Annotated in this window: 17 protein-coding genes; 8 read left to right on the plus strand and 9 right to left on the minus strand. The window is 72.0% G+C overall.

Annotated features, from left to right (window positions below):
- Positions 1–207: 207 nt before the first annotated feature.
- The 4 genes from iolC (at position 208) to iolD (ending at position 5,078) form a co-directional block, all read left to right on the plus strand.
- Positions 208–1,302, plus strand: coding sequence for a 5-dehydro-2-deoxygluconokinase (gene iolC, locus ACWGST_RS13505; protein ID WP_452047187.1), 1,095 nt, complete (start codon positions 208–210; stop codon positions 1,300–1,302).
- A complete protein-coding gene (locus ACWGST_RS13510) occupies positions 1,292–2,200 on the plus strand; it encodes a Cgl0159 family (beta/alpha)8-fold protein (protein WP_452047188.1) in 909 nt (302 codons plus the stop codon). Before iolC ends, ACWGST_RS13510 begins: the two co-directional genes overlap by 11 nt.
- A gap of 68 nt (positions 2,201–2,268) precedes the next feature.
- A complete protein-coding gene (gene iolB, locus ACWGST_RS13515) occupies positions 2,269–3,183 on the plus strand; it encodes a 5-deoxy-glucuronate isomerase (protein WP_452047189.1) in 915 nt (304 codons plus the stop codon).
- Positions 3,184–3,194: 11 nt separating this feature from the next.
- Positions 3,195–5,078, plus strand: a complete 1,884-nt coding sequence (iolD, locus tag ACWGST_RS13520) for a 3D-(3,5/4)-trihydroxycyclohexane-1,2-dione acylhydrolase (decyclizing) (protein WP_452047213.1) — start codon at positions 3,195–3,197, stop codon at positions 5,076–5,078.
- 22 nt (positions 5,079–5,100) lie between these two features.
- Here iolD and ACWGST_RS13525 read toward each other — a convergent pair whose 3' ends face one another.
- From ACWGST_RS13525 to ACWGST_RS13540, 4 genes are all read right to left on the minus strand, one after another.
- Positions 5,101–5,862: a GntR family transcriptional regulator gene (locus ACWGST_RS13525; protein ID WP_452047190.1), complete on the minus strand. Its 762-nt coding sequence runs from the start codon at positions 5,860–5,862 to the stop codon at positions 5,101–5,103.
- A gap of 97 nt (positions 5,863–5,959) precedes the next feature.
- Positions 5,960–7,183: a Gfo/Idh/MocA family protein gene (locus ACWGST_RS13530; protein WP_452047191.1), complete on the minus strand. Its 1,224-nt coding sequence runs from the start codon at positions 7,181–7,183 to the stop codon at positions 5,960–5,962.
- The gene (locus tag ACWGST_RS13535; protein WP_452047192.1) at positions 7,180–8,085 is read right to left on the minus strand and encodes a TIM barrel protein; all 906 of its coding nucleotides are present in this window, start codon (positions 8,083–8,085) and stop codon (positions 7,180–7,182) included. Before ACWGST_RS13535 ends, ACWGST_RS13530 begins: the two co-directional genes overlap by 4 nt.
- Positions 8,086–8,205: 120 nt before the next feature.
- The gene (locus tag ACWGST_RS13540) at positions 8,206–8,571 is read right to left on the minus strand and encodes an ArsR/SmtB family transcription factor (RefSeq protein ID WP_452047214.1); all 366 of its coding nucleotides are present in this window, start codon (positions 8,569–8,571) and stop codon (positions 8,206–8,208) included.
- A gap of 113 nt (positions 8,572–8,684) precedes the next feature.
- Between ACWGST_RS13540 and ACWGST_RS13545 the strand changes: the two genes are divergently transcribed.
- Positions 8,685–10,052, plus strand: coding sequence for an NAD(P)-binding domain-containing protein (locus ACWGST_RS13545; protein WP_452047193.1), 1,368 nt, complete (start codon positions 8,685–8,687; stop codon positions 10,050–10,052).
- 37 nt (positions 10,053–10,089) lie between these two features.
- Entirely contained in the window at positions 10,090–10,539 is a 450-nt protein-coding gene (locus tag ACWGST_RS13550) for an arsenate reductase ArsC (RefSeq protein WP_452047194.1), read from the plus strand.
- A gap of 76 nt (positions 10,540–10,615) precedes the next feature.
- On the opposite strand, the gene ACWGST_RS13555 is transcribed toward ACWGST_RS13550, so the two are convergent.
- Positions 10,616–11,281, minus strand: a complete 666-nt coding sequence (locus tag ACWGST_RS13555) for an asparagine synthase (protein ID WP_452047195.1) — start codon at positions 11,279–11,281, stop codon at positions 10,616–10,618.
- A gap of 99 nt (positions 11,282–11,380) precedes the next feature.
- On the opposite strand from ACWGST_RS13555, the gene ACWGST_RS13560 reads away from it, so the two are divergent.
- Complete coding sequence (locus ACWGST_RS13560) at positions 11,381–12,016, plus strand: GIY-YIG nuclease family protein (RefSeq protein WP_452047196.1); 636 nt, start codon at positions 11,381–11,383, stop codon at positions 12,014–12,016.
- Positions 12,017–12,126: 110 nt separating this feature from the next.
- Here ACWGST_RS13560 and ACWGST_RS13565 read toward each other — a convergent pair whose 3' ends face one another.
- Positions 12,127–12,555: a cupin domain-containing protein gene (locus ACWGST_RS13565; RefSeq protein ID WP_452047197.1), complete on the minus strand. Its 429-nt coding sequence runs from the start codon at positions 12,553–12,555 to the stop codon at positions 12,127–12,129.
- A 179-nt stretch (positions 12,556–12,734) separates the two neighbouring features.
- Entirely contained in the window at positions 12,735–12,962 is a 228-nt protein-coding gene (locus ACWGST_RS13570; RefSeq protein WP_452047198.1) for a hypothetical protein, read from the minus strand.
- A 59-nt stretch (positions 12,963–13,021) separates the two neighbouring features.
- On the opposite strand from ACWGST_RS13570, the gene ACWGST_RS13575 reads away from it, so the two are divergent.
- Entirely contained in the window at positions 13,022–13,543 is a 522-nt protein-coding gene (locus tag ACWGST_RS13575; protein WP_452047199.1) for a MarR family winged helix-turn-helix transcriptional regulator, read from the plus strand.
- Between the two features lie 91 nt (positions 13,544–13,634).
- Here the strand turns inward: ACWGST_RS13575 and ACWGST_RS13580 are convergent, their stop codons facing one another.
- Together ACWGST_RS13580 and ACWGST_RS13585 are read right to left on the minus strand one after the other, a co-directional pair.
- On the minus strand, positions 13,635–14,564 hold the full coding sequence (locus ACWGST_RS13580; RefSeq protein WP_452047200.1) for an NAD(P)-dependent oxidoreductase: 930 nt from the start codon (positions 14,562–14,564) through the stop codon (positions 13,635–13,637).
- Between the two features lie 182 nt (positions 14,565–14,746).
- Positions 14,747–15,682 (minus strand): EamA family transporter, encoded by a 936-nt coding sequence (locus tag ACWGST_RS13585; protein ID WP_452047201.1) that lies wholly within the window; start codon positions 15,680–15,682, stop codon positions 14,747–14,749.
- Positions 15,683–15,727 lie beyond the last annotated feature (45 nt).

Consider the following 15,727-nt stretch of genomic DNA (forward strand, 5'->3'; position numbering starts at 1 on the left):
ACGCCGGCGGGCTGAGCGCGCCGGGCGACAGAACCGCGGGGGGCTGCGTCGAACACAGGCGAGCGGATGCCGCGGCTCACGCCAAGCGGCATCCGCTCGTTCGACGACTCAGCCACCCGCCCACTTTGTTAGGACATTCTGTGTAGACTGTGGTCAACCGCCAGCGCACGACAGGTACGGCACCGGCAGAAAGTTGTACGACGCAGTATGACCACGACGAGCAGCATCTCCACGACGGCATCGCCGTTCGACCTCATCACCATCGGGCGCGTCGGCATCGACCTCTACCCGACGCGCGACGGCGTGCACCTCGAAGACGTCGAGACGTTCACCAAGTCGGTCGGCGGCAGCGCCACGAACGTCGCGATCGCCGCCGCTCGGCACGGGCGTCGCAGCGCCGTCGTCACCCGTACGGGCGACGACGCGTTCGGCCGGTACATCAAGCGCGAGCTCGGCGTCTTCGGGGTCGACGCGCGATTCGTCGGCACCGAGCCCGACCTCTTGACTCCGCTGACCTTCTGCGAGATCTTCCCGCCCGACGACTTTCCGATCACCTTCTACCGCAAGCCCAAGGCGCCCGACCTCGAGATCACGGTCGAGAGCCTGCCGCTCGACGAGATCCGCGAGGCCGCGATCTACTGGTCGACCGTCACCGGGCTGAGCGAGGAGCCGAGCCGCAGCGCCCACCACGCCGCATGGGCCGCACGCGGACGACGCGCGCACACCGTGCTCGATCTCGACTACCGACCGATGTTCTGGGGCTCGGTCGAAGACGCCCGCCGCGAGGCATCCGCTGCACTCGATTCGGTCACCGTGGCCGTCGGCAATCTCGAGGAGTGCGAGGTCGCGGTCGGCGAACGCGACCCGTACCGCGCGGCGGATGCGCTGCTCGACCGAGGCGTCGAACTCGCGATCGTCAAGCGCGGCCCGATCGGCGTGCTCGCCAAGACCCGCGACGAACTCGTCGAGCTGCCTGCGCTGGCCGTGCACGTGGTCAACGGGCTCGGGGCCGGCGACGGCTTCGGCGGCGCCCTCTGCCACGGGCTGCTCGAGGGCTGGCCGCTCGAGCGCGTCATCGCCTTCGCGAACGCCGCTGGTGCCCTCGTCGCGACCCGCAGGGAGTGCTCCACCGCGATGCCGACGAACGCCGAGGTGGCGCGGTTGGCCCGAGAACACGGCGTCGGCGGGTTCGCCGGCATCGACGAGGGTGCCGACGCCGGCACCGACGACCGCGCCGGCACCGACGCCGGCGCACGCGCGACCACTGCCGCCCGCCTCCAAGGAGACCCCGATGCATTCTGAGCCGACCGGGCGATTCCTCGACGACGCCGCGTTCGCACGACTCCGCGAACGGCGCGCACTCGACCCCACGTCCATCGCCGCGGTGCACGCCGCCCGCACCCGCAGGCCGGTGCTCGGCGACGACGGCCGCCTCTTCATCATCGCCGCCGACCATCCGGCGCGCGGCGCACTCGCCGTCGGCGACGAGCCGATGGCGATGGCCGACCGCTACGACCTGCTCGACCGTCTGGCGCTCGCGCTCAGCCGACCTGGCGTCGACGGCGTGCTCGCGACGCCCGACATCATCGACGACCTCGCGCTGCTCGGCGCACTCGAGGGCAAGGTCGTGGTGGGCTCGATGAACCGCGGCGGGCTGCGCGGCGCGAGCTTCGAGATGGACGACCGCTTCACGGGCTACGACATCGGCGGCATCGTGCGCGACCGCCTCGACTTCGCCAAGGTGCTGCTGCGCATCAACCTGCGCGATGCCGGCTCGGCTGCGACGATCGAGGCCTGCGCGGCCGCGGTCACGGCTGCGGCAGCGGCGGGTGTGCCGATCATGCTCGAGCCGTTCATGAGCGTGCGCGGCGAGGCGGGCGTCGTCAACGATCTCACCGCCGACGCCGTCATCACCTCGATCGCGATCGCCTCGGGCCTCGGCACGAGCTCCGCCTGCACCTGGATGAAACTGCCCGTCGTCGACGACATGGAACGCGTGATGGCGGCGACGACCCTGCCGACCCTGCTGCTCGGCGGCGAGCGCGGCGGCGACCCCGAGGCCGCCTTCACCGGCTGGCAGCGGGCGCTCGCACTGCCGGGCGTGCGGGGGCTCGTGGTCGGGCGCACGCTCGTCTACCCTCCCGACGGCGACGTCGCGCGGGCCGTCGACACCGCCGCGGCACTCGTGCACGCGGGCTGACCGACGAGACCGACGAGACCGACGAGACCGACCAAGCACACGAGACCCGCGAGATCGAAGGAGCACCCGTGACGAAGCCGTGGTTCCACCCCCGCGAGAGCCTCGCCCGCGACGGTTGGCAGCTCGTCGTCGACGCGTCGCTCGACGGCTGGCAGCACACCGGGCTGCGGGTCGGCGATCTCGGCGGGCCGGGCGGGCACGGGCTCGAATTGCCGGCCGGTGAGATCGAGCGGCTCATCGTGCCATTGACGAGTGGATGCCTCGTGCGCGCGTACACCGAAGACGGCACGCTGCACGAGGTCGAACTCGAAGGCCGAGCCTCGGTCTTCGACGGTGCCACCGACTGCCTCTACCTGCCCCCGGGCTCCCGCGCCGCCCTCAGCGGCACGGGCAGGGTCGCGGTGGCCGAGGCGCCGGCGACCACGCGGCATCCGCTTCGGCACATCGGGCGCGACGAGGTGCCCGTCGAGCTTCGCGGCCGTGGGCGCGCGAGTCGCCAGGTGCACGACCTCTGCACGCCCGCGGTGCTCGACGCCGAACGGCTCATCGTGTGCGAGGTCATCACGCCCGCGGGAAACTGGTCGAGCTACCCGCCGCACAAGCACGATGAAGAACTGCCCGGCCGCGAGTCGGCGCTCGAAGAGATCTACTACTTCGAGCTCGCCGGCGCCGACGCCGACGCCGACGCCGATGCTGCGCCGTACGGCCTGTTCAGCGCCTCGTCGTCGGCCGCGACCGAGATCGAGCTCGACGAGCGGGTGCACAGCGGCGATGTCGCGCTCGTGCCCGGCGGATTCCACGGCCCGGCCGTCGCCCCGCCGACCCACGACCTCTACTACCTCAACGTCATGGCGGGACCGGGCGAGCGCGTCTGGCGCATCACCGACGAACCCGCCCACGAGTGGGTGCGCGAGTCGTGGAACGACGAACCCGGCGACCCGCGACTGCCGTACCCCGCCTCGAACGAAGGAACCCCGAAGTGACCACGAAGCGCATGACCGTCGGGCAGGCGCTCGTCGAGTTCCTCGCCCACCAGTGGACCGTCGACGGCGACGTGCGCGAGCGCACGATCCCCGGCGTGTTCGGCATCTTCGGGCACGGCAACGTCGCCGGCCTCGGGCAGGCGCTCATGGAGTCGAACACCGCCGACCCCGACCTCATGCCCTACTACCAGGCGCGCAACGAGCAGGCCATGGTGCACCAGTCGGTGGGCTTCGCCCGCATGCGACGCCGGCGCGCGACCTTCGCGAGCGCCGCGTCGGTGGGTCCCGGCGCCGCGAACATGCTGACCGGCGCCGCCCTCGCGACGAGCAACCGGCTGCCCGCGCTGCTGCTGCCGAGCGACACCTTCGCGACCCGGGTCGCCGACCCCGTGCTGCAGCAGCTCGAACTGCCGCACGACCCGAGCGTGCAGGTGACCGACGCGTTCCGCCCGCTGTCGCGCTTCTTCGACCGCGTCGAGCGACCCGAGCAGCTCTTCTCGATCGCGCTCGGGGCGATGCGCGTGCTCACCGACCCCGTCGAGACGGGCGCCGTCACGATCGCCCTGCCCGAGGACGTGCAGGCCGAGGCGCTCGATGTGCCGCTCGCCTTCCTCGCCGACCGCGAATGGCACGTGCGCCGGCCGGTGCCCGAGGCCGGGCCGCTCGCCCGGGCGGTCGCCGCGATCCGCGCGGCGCGCTCGCCCATGATCGTCGCGGGCGGCGGCGTCATCTACTCGGGCGCCGAAGAGGTGCTGCGTCGACTCGTCGAGGCCACCGGCATCCCGGTCGGCACCACCCAGGCGGGCGGCGGCAGTCTGCCGTGGGATCACCCCGCCTCGCTCGGCGGCGTCGGCGCGACCGGCACCACCGCCGCGAACCGGTTCGCCGCCGAGGCCGATGTCGTCATCGGCATCGGCACGCGCTACAGCGACTTCACGACGGCGAGCCGCAGCGCCTTCCAGCACCCCGATGTCGCGTTCGTGAACATCAACGTCGCGCCGTTCGACGCCTACAAGCACGGAACCCGGCTGCCCGTGGTCGCCGATGCCCGCACCGCACTCGAGGCCCTCGAGGTCGAGCTCGCGGGGTACCGCGTGCCGTCGGCCATGTCCGAGCTCGTGGCCGCCGAGAAGCAGTCGTGGAACGCCCTCGTCGACGCCTCGTTCGAGCCGTCGGGGCGCGACCGGCCCGCGCAGGCCGAGATCATCGGCGCCGTGCAGGCCGCGAGCGAGCCGCGTGACGTCGTCGTGCAGGCGGCCGGGTCGCTGCCCGGCGACCTGCACCGGCTCTGGCGAGTGAGAGACCCCCTCGGCTACCACGTCGAGTACGCGTTCTCGTGCATGGGCTACGAGATCGCGGGCGGTCTCGGCGTGCGCCGCGCCGCCCCCGACCGCGACGTCATCGTCATGGTCGGCGACGGCTCGTACCTGATGCTGCACACCGAGCTCGTGACGGCGGTCGCCGAGGGTCACAAGCTCATCGTCGTGCTCGTGCAGAACCACGGGTTCGCCTCGATCGGCAACCTCTCGGAGTCGGTCGGCTCGCAGCGCTTCGGCACCCGGTACCGACAGTACGACGAGTCGGCGCGCAACTTCCAGAACGGGCCGACCCTGCCGGTCGACCTCGCCGCGAATGCGCGCAGCTACGGCATCGACGTCATCGAGATCGCCCCGGGGCCCGATGCGATCGCCGCTCTCGGTCGCGCCATGGCGACCGCGAAGGCCTCGCCCGTGTCGACGCTCATCCACATCGAGAGCGACCCGCTGCTCGGCGGCCCCGACGGCGGCGGCTGGTGGGATGTGCCGGTGGCCGAGACATCCACGACACCGAGTGTGCAGACGGCGCGCGCGGAATACGACACCGCGAGGCGGGCGCAGCGACCGCTGCTCGGATGATCGACGGCCGCTCCCACGAAGCTCACCGATCGACGAGCGTGACCTCGAACGAGTAGCGGTCGGGTCGGTAGCAGTGCTGCCCGAACTCGACGGCGACACCCGAGTTGTCGAACGCGGTGCGCACCATCGTGAGCACCGGCGCCCCTCGCGAGAGGTCGAGCAGCTCGGCCTCGCGCGAGGTGGCCGCCCGAGCCCCGATCCGCTGCTTCGCGACGCGCATGGTCACGCCCCGCGCCCGCAGCAGTTGGTAGAGCCCGTGCTTCTCGAGCGCGTCGCGGTCGAGGTCGGCGAACTGCTCGGGCAGCACGTTGTCGAGAATCGCGAGCGGCACGCCGTCGGCACTGCGCAGTCGCTGCACGTGCAGCACCCGGCTGCCGGGGTCGACGCCGAGCGCGTCCACCGCGGCGTCGTCGGCAGCCACGACCGCGACCGAGAGCACGCGCGTCTCGGGCTTCTGCCCCGCACGCTCGAGGTCTTCGAACAGGCTCGTGAGCTCGACGTTGCGCGTCACCTTGCCGTGCACGACCTGCGTGCCGATGCCGCGGCGCCGCACGAGCAGGCCCTTGTCGACGAGGTCCTGGATGGCGCGGCGGATCGTCGGCCGGGAGAGGCCGAGCCGTGCAGCGAGGGCGACCTCGTTCTCGAGGCGCGCCCCCGCTGGCAGGGTCTGGTCGAGGATCGCCTGCTCGAGTCGGCTCGCGATCTGGTAGTACAGGGGCACGGGGCCCGAGCGATCGAGGTCGAGGAACAGCTCGACGGGGAGTCGTTGCTCCAACTGCGCCATGATTCTCCAGTTGTCCGGTTGTTCTGACAGTAGAGGGTCGAGCGACCCTTGGTGTCACCCGCGACCGGGGGGGCGGTGATACTCGGACCCGCTCGCCTCAGGGGGCTGCGGCCTCCGTCGACCCGTCGATCGGTGTGCCGATCGCGTCGGCGAGAGTGCGAAGCATCCGCTGGCCGACGACGATGTCTGCGGCCCCCTCTGCGACCGATGGGCCCGGCTCCGGATTTCCGGCGGCGAGTGCCGCGAACGCTCGGAGCTCGTGCTCGAACGCCTCCTCCTGCATCCACCGGGTCTCTGAGCGCCGCGACCCGAGGGGGTCGGCGTTCTCGACGACGGTGAGCACGGTGGGGGCGTTGAGCACGTAGGGCACCGCGAAAGTGAGGGCGATCGTGCCCGTTTCGTGGTGGAAGGTGACCGTCTCGCGGTACTCGGGGTAGCGCGGGATGAAGTGCCAGTCGATCGACCAGGGCACGTCGGTGTGCTCGGCGAGGAAGCCGCCGAGGCTGAGCGAGCCCGGGAACGCCGGGCCGGTGCGGCGGGCGCGATCGACGACGCCGATGCCGCCCACGAGGTGCCGCAGCAGCCCGATGTCGTGCACGATCGAGCCGAGCACGACGTTCGTGTAGAGCTTCGGCAGCGGGTCGGCCGCATCGCCGATCGCCGTGGCGACCGTCGCGTCGGTCGCGGCCACGAGGCTCGCGAGCAGTTCGGGCGGCACATCGGATGGCGCGGGCGCAAGATTCGCGAAGGCGAGCTGCGCCCCGTCGGCCGGGTGCAGCACCTCGACGCTGACGGCACGGATCTCGACCTCGGCGAGCAGGGCCTTCGCGGCGGCCGACGCCGGGTCGTGCTCTTTCATGTAGCCGACCCGCACCCACTCGGCGAGGTCGATGCCGCGCTCGTCGGCCACGGCGCGCAGCGCCTCGACCTCGGCGAGCGAGAAGGCGAGCGGCTTCTCGGCGAGCACGCGGATGCCGGCGGCGACGAGCCGCGCGACGTCGGGTGCGTGGGAGCCGGCGGTCGCGAGGATCGCGCCGTCGAGGCGCAGGGTGCCGCTGTCGACGGCTTCGATGAGCGCGCCGACCGAGTCGAAGGCCGCGACCCCGGTGCCGGATGCCGCGGCGATCTCGTCGGCCCGCGACGCGGAGAGGTCGACGACGGCGGCGAGGTCGATGAGGTCGTCGTTGCGACGGATGAGGGGCAGGTGCACGCTCTGGCTGATCGCGCCGAGGCCGATCACGGCGACGCGCACGCGGTCGCGCGGCCGTTCGTTCTGCGCCGAAGCCGCGCCGCCGTCTGGCTGCTCGTCGAAGCCGGTCATGCGAACCACCGCCGCAGGCGCTCGCGGTTCGCGACCTGGTCGGCGCGCGCCCTCGCCACGTCGTCGGCACCCTGCAGGATCACGTCCTGCTCGACCACGAGCCAGCCGTCGTAGCCCGAGTCGACGATCGCGTCGACGATGCGGTCGACCTCGAGGTCGCCCTCGCCGAGCGCGACGAAGACGCGCCGCTGCCAGATGTCGCGCATCGGGTCGGCCGAGCCGGCCGCGGTGGCGAGCACCGAGCGGTCGGCGTCCTTCAGGTGCACGTGGTTGATGCGGTCGGCCCACCGCGGGAAGTCGGTGACGGGGTCGCCGCCGCCGACGAGCAGGTGGCCGGTGTCGAAGGTCAGGTCGACGTCGGTGTCGGCGAGGAACCGGTCGATCTCGCGCGGCGTCTCGATGTAGGTGCTCGCGTGGTGGTGGAAGGTCGGCTCGAGGCCGGCCGCCCGTATGAGGTCGGCCACGCGCTGCACGCGTGCGGTGAAGACCGCCCAGCGCGCATCGTCGAGCTCGAGCTCGGGGGCGCCGCCGGGACGCGCCTTGCGCTCGGGCGAACCCGAGTCGGCGAGCGTGGGCTTCGGGGCGCGATCGGGGGCGACGGCGGCGGCCGCGGCGAACAGCTCGAGCGTCGGGGCGAGGTCGGCGAAGGCGCGTTCGAAGTCATCGTCGGAGCCCGCGAACGGCAGGTCGACCCAGCCCCCGGCGAGCGCGAGGCCGTGGCGTTCGAGCAGCTCGGGCAGGCCGTGCCGATCGCCGAACAGACCGACCGGGCCGAGGTCGATGCCCTCGTAGCCGGCCTCGGCCACCCACGTCGCGAGCTGCTCGCCGTCGGGCAGCTCGACGTCAGGCGGGGAAAGCTCGAAGACGCCATAACTGACCGGCGCGTTCGCAGTTCGGATCACCGAGAGTCCTCTCAACCGTCGGAGCGCTCCTGTGCGTCTCCGCGGTCAAGGCTAACTAAGTTCGGACATACTTACAACCGCACGTGACCTGCCCGACCGGCCGAACCGGCCCGCGTTGCGTCAGACGCTCACGAGCGGTGCCGCGATCGCCTCGAGCGCGCCGGGCACGAGGCGGTAGTACGCCCAGGTGCCCCGCTTCGAGCGCGAGAGGATGCCGGCTTCGGTGAGGATCTTCAGGTGGTGCGACACGGTGGGCTGACTGAGGCCGACGGGCTCGGTGAGGTCGCACACGCACGCCTCCTGACCCTCGGAGGCCGCGACGATCGAGACGAGTCGAAGTCGCACCGGGTCGGCGATGGCCTTGAGGGTTCGCGCGAACGTCTCGGCATCGGCGGCGGTGATCGTCGCGCGGGTCAGCGGCGCGCAGCACGCGGCCGGCGCGGCCGACGTGGCCGCGGCCGGCGCGGCAGCACTCGCGAGAGGCAGTTCGACGATGGTCACGAGATCAGCTTAGCCATATATTGACATCTGTCGATATAGTCGCCAAACTCACAATATCGACAACCATCAATGGATGTCTCGAACGAATGCGAGCCCGCATGACCCTGATCGACCTCACCATGCCGACGGCGACCCCCTCGCGCCTGCAGAGGCTGCCCGTCGCGATCATCGGCGCCGGGCCCATCGGCCTCGCCGCCGCCGCCAACCTCGTCGACCGCGGCATCGACTTCGTGCTGCTCGAAGCCGGCGACCGCATCGGCGCGAGCATCGCCCAGTGGGGGCACACGCGCCTCTTCTCGCCGTGGCGACACCTCGTCGACCCGGCGTCGCAGCGACTGCTCGCCGAGACGGGGTGGCAGGCGCCTCCGGCCGACTCGCTGCCCACCGGGCACGAGCTCGTCGAGCGGTTCCTCGCCCCGCTCGCGGCACTGCCCGCCATCGCCGATCGCACGCGACTCGGCGTCGAGGTCACCGACGTGACCCGCGAGGGCATGGATCGCACGCGCACGAAGGGTCGCGCGCAGGCGCCGTTCCTGCTGCGCACCCGCACCGCCGACGGCGTCGACGAACTCACCGCGCGCGCCGTCATCGACGCCTCGGGCACCTACCGCACGCCGAACTCGCTCGGCTCGTCGGGCCTCGACCCGCTCGGCCTGCCCGAGATCGACGGTCTCGTCGACCACGCGCTGCCCGACGTACTCGGGCGCGACCGAGCCCGGTTCGCCGGGCGGCACACGGTCGTCGTCGGCGCCGGGCACTCGGCCGCGAACACGCTGCTGGGGCTCGCCGAACTCGCCGAACTCGAGCCCGGCACGCGCATCACATGGGTGATCCGCAACGCCACGGCCGCGCGGGTCACGACCGCACCCGACGACGAGTTGCCGGCACGCGCCTCGATCGGCGCCCGCGTCGACGCGCTCGTGGCAGCCGGCCGCATCGAACTCGTCGACCGCTTCGAGATCGTGCGGGTCGGGCGCGAGGGCGCTTCGGGCGGCATGGGCCACGAGGCATCCGTCGCCCGAATCACCGGCCGTCACGGCGACGGCATCGAGACCATCTCGGCCGACCGCATCGTGAACGCCACCGGCTTCCGCCCGAATCTCGGCATGCTCCGCGAGATCCGCCTCGATCTCGACGAGATCGTCGAGGCGCCACGGCGGCTCGCGCCGCTCATCGACCCGAACGTGCACTCGTGCGGCACCGTCGAACCGCATGGTTTCGGCGAGCTCACCCAACCCGAGCGCGACTTCTTCATCGTCGGCATGAAGAGCTACGGGCGGGCGCCCACGTTCCTGCTCGCGACCGGCTACGAGCAGGTGCGCTCGGTGACGGCGTGGCTCGCGGGCGACGCGGCCGCCGCGCGCAACGTCGAGCTCGTGCTGCCCGCAACCGGAGTGTGCTCGACGAGTGCCGCGCCGGGGCCCGGCGGCAGCGCGACGCCGAACACGGGCGGATGCTGCAGTTGAACCGCCGTTCACCTCGACTTCACCTCACCCGCCTATGATGCTGCCGACCGACGAGAGCGAGAACCGCGTGACCGAGACCCCCACCGTGCTGTTCGTCTGCGTGCACAACGCCGGACGCTCGCAGATCGCCGCCGGCTACCTGCGGGCGCTCGCGGGCGACCGCGTCGAGGTGCTGTCGGCCGGCTCCGAGCCGAAAGACGAGATCAACCCGGTCGCCGTCGCCGCGATGGCCGAAGAGGGCATCGACATCGCCGGCAACGCGCCGAAGGTTCTCACGGTCGACGCCGTGCGCGAGTCCGACGTCGTGATCACGATGGGCTGCGGCGACGCGTGCCCGATCTTCCCTGGCAAGCGCTACGAAGACTGGGAGCTCGAAGACCCGGCGGGCAAAGACCTCGAGACCGTGCGCCGCGTGCGCGACGAGATCCGCGGCCGGGTCGAGGCGCTCATCGCCGAGATCGCGCCGGCTGAGGCGACGGCCGGCTGAGGCGACGGCCCGGCTGAAGCACCGCGGGCGAAGCGCCGCGCGGCTTCGGCTTCGGCACCCCGCGGGCGACCGGGCCTCAGCCCACGTATCCGCGGAACGGGTCGCGCTCCTCCTCGCGCCGGGCGCGTTCGGCCTCAGCAGCCGCGACGCCCAGCTCGAGATCGGCGAGCAACTCGCGCACCCGGTCGTCGCGCTCGGCCTCGTAGGTCTCGTCGACCTCGATCTCGGGCCACTCGCCCCACTCCCGGTCGAGGCGCGTCTCGATCGCGCCGGAGACCTCTTGCCAAGCCTCTTCGCGCGCACGCTCGGCGAACGCCCTGAGGTACTCGGAGTCGCCCCGGCGCGTCCACAGCTCTTTCGCCACGGCAGCATAGACCTGTTCGCGGCGACGGAGGTTCGCGGCATCCGCTCTTCGATAGTCGTGCTCGTGCGCCGAGCGGCCATCGCGCTTCGCCGCGGCCGCCCGCTCTTCGGCGGTGCGCTCGGCGACCTCGTCGGCCTCTTGCACGAGTTCGTAGAGCACCTCGCGCGCCGCCGCGGCCGCCCGCTCGGGCGCGAACGGCTCTTCGCCGCGCAGCGCCTCGACGATCATGCGGTTCTTCAGCGCCATGCGCCCGGCCGACTCGGCGACGAGCACGCCTTCACTCAGCATCTCGTCGAACGTCGGCGTCGGCGCCTCGGGCAACGCGGTGCGATCGAACGGCTTGAATCGCCGTCGCTGCCGCTTGCGCCACAGGGCCATGCGTCGACCTCTCGAACCTGTCCGCCACTGCACGGCGGATCGGAAATCGAGCCTACCGCGGCCCCCTGACGCGTCGGTGGTCGCGATTATGGTTCAGTCATGAACCGAGCGGATGCCGCGGCGCCCGCGCCCGCCGCCATGCCGACGCCCGCCGCGCCACGGGCGCAGAGCGCGGGTCGTCCGTGCAGCATCCGCCTCGACGACGGGCGTGCGTGCGCGGCGCCCGTCGAGTCCGGCGCGCCCCTCGACCTGTGCACCCCGCACCTGCTCGAAGCCCACGACTGGGTCGCGCGAGACATCGGAGCGACCGACCTGCTGCCCCGGCCGTGTCTCGTCTGCGGGTCACGGGTCGGCGTCGTCTACCCCTCGGGCCGGGTCTGCGCGATCTGCGAATGGCGCGTCGGCGACGTGCCCGATCTCGACGTGGCCGACCCCCGGGTCGACGTCGTCTACTACCTCGGTTATCGCGACCAGATCAAGATCGGCACCTCGGCCAACCCGCGCAGGCGCGTCGCCAGCCTGCCGCACGACGAGGTGCTCGCCTTCGAACTCGGCGACCGCACGGTCGAGCAGCGCCGCCACGCGCAGTTCGCGGCGCACCGCTTCGCCGGCACCGAGTGGTTCGGCGTGCACGACGAACTGCTCGCGCACATCGCCGCGCTGCAGCTCGGGGTCACCGACCCGTGGGCGCGGTACGACCGCTGGGTGAGCCGACGGCTCGCGGCGCAGAGCTAGCTGCAGGGTCTTCGGCGACGGGTCTGCTCGGGTCCAGCCGCGGCACGGTCGGCGCGGTCTGCGTCAGGGTCGGCGCGCGGCCACGGCGGTGCCCGCTGTCGTGCCGCCGACTACCAGGGCAGCGGGCGGTCGGCGTCGCGCCGGCTGTCGTCGGGCAGGTGCGGCAGCTCGGTGCCGCCCGCGCGAATGCACAACCAGCGCAACTGCTCGGAACCGTCGGGGGCGCAGCGCCAGGTGCGCCAGACCCCTTGACCGACGCGCACGACAGTGCCGGGGCCGACGTCGATGACGTCGTCGTCGAGGCCCATCTGGCCGCGGCCGCCGAGAAAGACGTAGACCTCTTCGATGCGCGCGTGGGTGTGCCAGTACCCGGCCTCTTCACCCGGCTCGAGCGCGTTCGCGGTCATGCCGATGTACTGCATCGTCAGGTCGTGGTCGACGACCCGGCGCCCGTCGCGGGAACTCTCGGGGCGGAAGCCGCCGAAGTGCTCTCGCCACGCGTCGAGCCCGCCCATCTCCAACACTTCGTAGTCGCTCACGTCGCCACTGTAACGGGCACGCCCGACACCCATCGAACGTAATGGGGTGCGGCACGCACGCGCGGGCGCGCCCGACATCCATCGGCGAACGGACACTCGATGCCGCCTGTTCGCGCGGAAGGCGGCATCGACTGCCCGCTCGACGGGAATGGGTGAGGTGCAGGGCGCGACGCGGCTGCTCAGGGGCAGTGCAGTTGGGTGCGCTCGAACGAGCGATCGATCGTGTGACTCGACATCGCGGCGCCGCAGAGCGGGCATGCCGGGGGCGCAGTGGGCACCGGCTCTTCGCCGTACGGCCCGAGCGGCGGCGGCCCGATGTACGGCAGCAGCCTCGCGTTCAGCCGGTCGATGAAGCCGGCGTAGCCGCGCTGGGCTCCCGGTGGCGTCTCGCGCTTTCTTCGTGTCACAATCATTAGTGTACTAATGATTTGCCCGCCACTCATACCGAGACGCATACTGGAAGCCCATGAACGCCCGCAGCGCACCCTCCGCCACCGCCGACCAGGCTGCCGCTGAAGCGAGCGCCGCGACATCCGTTCGCCCTGATGACGGCGACGCCGCCGACCTGCTCGCCCTCGAGAACCAGGTGTGCTTCGCCCTCGCGGTCGCCGCGCGCGGTGTGATCGGCGTCTACCGGCCCATCCTCGAGCCGCTCGGGCTCACGCACCCGCAGTACCTCGTGATGCTCGCGCTCTGGCAGCGCAACCCGCGCACCGTGCGCGACCTCGGCGAGGCGCTGCAGCTCGAACCGGCGACCCTCTCACCGCTGCTGAAGCGCCTCGAGGCGCACGGCTACCTGACGCGCGAACGCAACCCGCGCGACGAGCGCGCCCTCGACGTCGCCCTCACTCCGGCGGGGCAGGCGCTGCGCGAGCGGGCACTCTCGATTCCCCCGCAGGTCGTCGCGCGGCTCGGCATGAGCCTCGACGAGCTCGGCGCCCTTCGCGACCGGCTGGGCGAGGTCATCGCGGCGGTGCAGCAGAGCTGAGAGCGCCGCGACGGTCGCGCCGCGCACCGCCGCGCCGCGCACCGCCGCGCCGCGCACCGCCGCGCCACGCACGTCACTCCCGCCGCGCGCGTCAACCCTCGGGGTCGTACCCCGCGACGGTCCCGTCGGCCGAGGCGTACTTCGCGATGAGACTCGCGTCCTTGCCGCCGAGCCCCTCGGCGATCAACCGCTCGAACTGCTCGAGCGCGATGCGCGACGCCGGCATCGGCAGCCCCGCCGCCTCGCCGGCCGCGAGCGCGAACGCGAGGTCCTTCTCGGCGAGCAGCGCCGAGAACGTGGCGTCGAACCCGCGATTCGCGGGGCTCGTCGGCACGACGCCGGGCGCGGGGTACCAGGTGCGCAGCGGCCACGACTCCCCCGACGAGACCGATGCCACCTCGTAGAACCTCGCCGGATCGAGGCCCAGCGAGTCGGCGAGCGCAGCTCCCTCGGCGACGCCGAGCAGCGAGACGAAGAGCATGAGGTTGTTCGCGAGCTTCGCGGCGATGCCCATGGTCGGCCCGCCGAGGTCGAAGACATGCGCGGCGAGCGGTTCGACGAGGCCCGTGGCGTCCGCGACATCCGCCGCGTCGCCGCCGAGCATGAAGGTGAGCGTCGCCGCCTCGGCCCCCGCGATTCCACCCGAGACGGGTGCGTCGACGAATCGGAAACCACGGTCGACGGATGCCTCGTGGCAGAACTTCGATGTCGCGACATCCACCGTCGACGTGTCGAGCAGCAGCGCCGAGGCCGGCGCGGTCGCCCAGATTCCAGGGCCGGATGCCTCGTCACCGCCGTAGACTGCGCGCACGTGCTCGCTGCGCGGCAGCGAGGTGAAGACGGCGTCGGCGTCGCGCACCGCCTCTTCGATGGTCGCGACGATGCGCACGCCGCGTTCGGCGGCGGCCGTGCGCGCCGCCGGCACGGGATCGACACCCCGCACGACGTGCCCCGCCGCGACGAGGTTGCCCGCCATCGGTCCGCCCATGTGTCCCAGACCGATCCACGCGATGGTGGCCATCGTTTCCTCCCGACACGTCGACGTGAAGCCTGCTCTCGCGTCAACGATACGGTCGGCGCTTCGCTCCCGGCAACGCGCCCCGGCAACGCGCCGACCCCTTTCCCCGGCGAACGGGCACTCGATGCCGCCTCACCCGCGAACACGCGGCAACAACTGCCCGCTCGACGGAAGAGCAAATGCGATCAGGCCATGCCCTCGGCGGTCTGCTCGAGCTGGGATTTCGGGCGTGCGCGTTGCGTCGCGAGCGCAGTGCCGGCCGCTCCGCACACGACGACGATCGCGATCACCTCGGTGGTCGAGAACGACTCCGAGAGCACGAGCCACCCGAACACGGCCGCGATCACGGGGCCGAAGCTCGTGACGATCGCGTAGATGCGCGGCGAGATGCGGCGCAGGATCCACGTGTCGAGGCTGTACGGCAGCGCCGACGACAGCACCCCGACGCCGAGCAGCAGACCGACGATCGCCCAGTCGATGACCGCGGGGTCGAAGGTCGCGACCGCGAACGGCACGAGCAGGGCGAGGCTCACGATGCTCGCGACCGTCAGGCCCTCGAGCCCGGGCAGCCCGTGGGCGACGCGACGAGTCAGCAGGATGTACCCCGCCCAGCACGCGGCCGCGGTCAGCGCGAGGGTCAGGCCCCACGGGTCGATGCTCGCCGCGTCGGATGCCCCGGGGCCGATCAGCAGCACCACACCCGTGCCCGCGGCGAGCGCGCAGATCACGTCGAGCACCCGGCGCGAGCTCGCGAGCGCGATGGCGAGCGGCCCGAGGAACTCGATCGTCGCGGCCACCCCGAGCCCGAGCAGGTGCACGGATTCGTAGAACGTGACGTTCATGACGGCGAGCACGACCCCGAGCGCGACGGCGGGCCAGAGCCGGCGCCACGTGAGCTCGGCGCGCTTCGGCCGGTAGAACGGCAGCACGGCGACGAGCATCACGAGCTGCCGCACAGCGACGACGACGAACGAACCGACGACGGGAATCGCGAGGCCCGCGAGCGAGGAGCCGAAGTTGATCGACACCTCGGTGCCGAGTTGCGTCGCGGCCCCGGCGAGGCTGCGACGGCGGCCCGCGGCGGCGCTGGGCAGCGGCGCGGGGGTCGTCGGCTCGGTCACCATACGACGATACGCGTCGCCGAGCATCGGCAGGCACACACGCGG

The sequence above is a fragment of the Agromyces sp. NPDC055520 genome (assembly GCF_053619715.1).

Excerpts from the sequence above, each read along its gene's own strand:
- ACWGST_RS13510 (WP_452047188.1), top strand. The coding sequence starts at position 1,292 with ATGCATTCTGAGCCGACCGGGCGATTCCTCGACGACGCCGCGTTCGCA.
- ACWGST_RS13545 (WP_452047193.1), top strand. The coding sequence starts at position 8,685 with ATGACCCTGATCGACCTCACCATGCCGACGGCGACCCCCTCGCGCCTG.
- iolD (WP_452047213.1), top strand. The coding sequence starts at position 3,195 with ATGACCGTCGGGCAGGCGCTCGTCGAGTTCCTCGCCCACCAGTGGACC.
- ACWGST_RS13580 (WP_452047200.1), bottom strand. The coding sequence starts at position 14,564 with ATGGCCACCATCGCGTGGATCGGTCTGGGACACATGGGCGGACCGATG.
- ACWGST_RS13555 (WP_452047195.1), bottom strand. The coding sequence starts at position 11,281 with ATGGCCCTGTGGCGCAAGCGGCAGCGACGGCGATTCAAGCCGTTCGAT.
- ACWGST_RS13550 (WP_452047194.1), top strand. The coding sequence starts at position 10,090 with ATGCTGCCGACCGACGAGAGCGAGAACCGCGTGACCGAGACCCCCACC.
- ACWGST_RS13575 (WP_452047199.1), top strand. The coding sequence starts at position 13,022 with ATGAACGCCCGCAGCGCACCCTCCGCCACCGCCGACCAGGCTGCCGCT.
- ACWGST_RS13560 (WP_452047196.1), top strand. The coding sequence starts at position 11,381 with ATGAACCGAGCGGATGCCGCGGCGCCCGCGCCCGCCGCCATGCCGACG.
- ACWGST_RS13525 (WP_452047190.1), bottom strand. The coding sequence starts at position 5,862 with ATGGCGCAGTTGGAGCAACGACTCCCCGTCGAGCTGTTCCTCGACCTC.
- ACWGST_RS13530 (WP_452047191.1), bottom strand. The coding sequence starts at position 7,183 with ATGACCGGCTTCGACGAGCAGCCAGACGGCGGCGCGGCTTCGGCGCAG.
- iolC (WP_452047187.1), top strand. The coding sequence starts at position 208 with ATGACCACGACGAGCAGCATCTCCACGACGGCATCGCCGTTCGACCTC.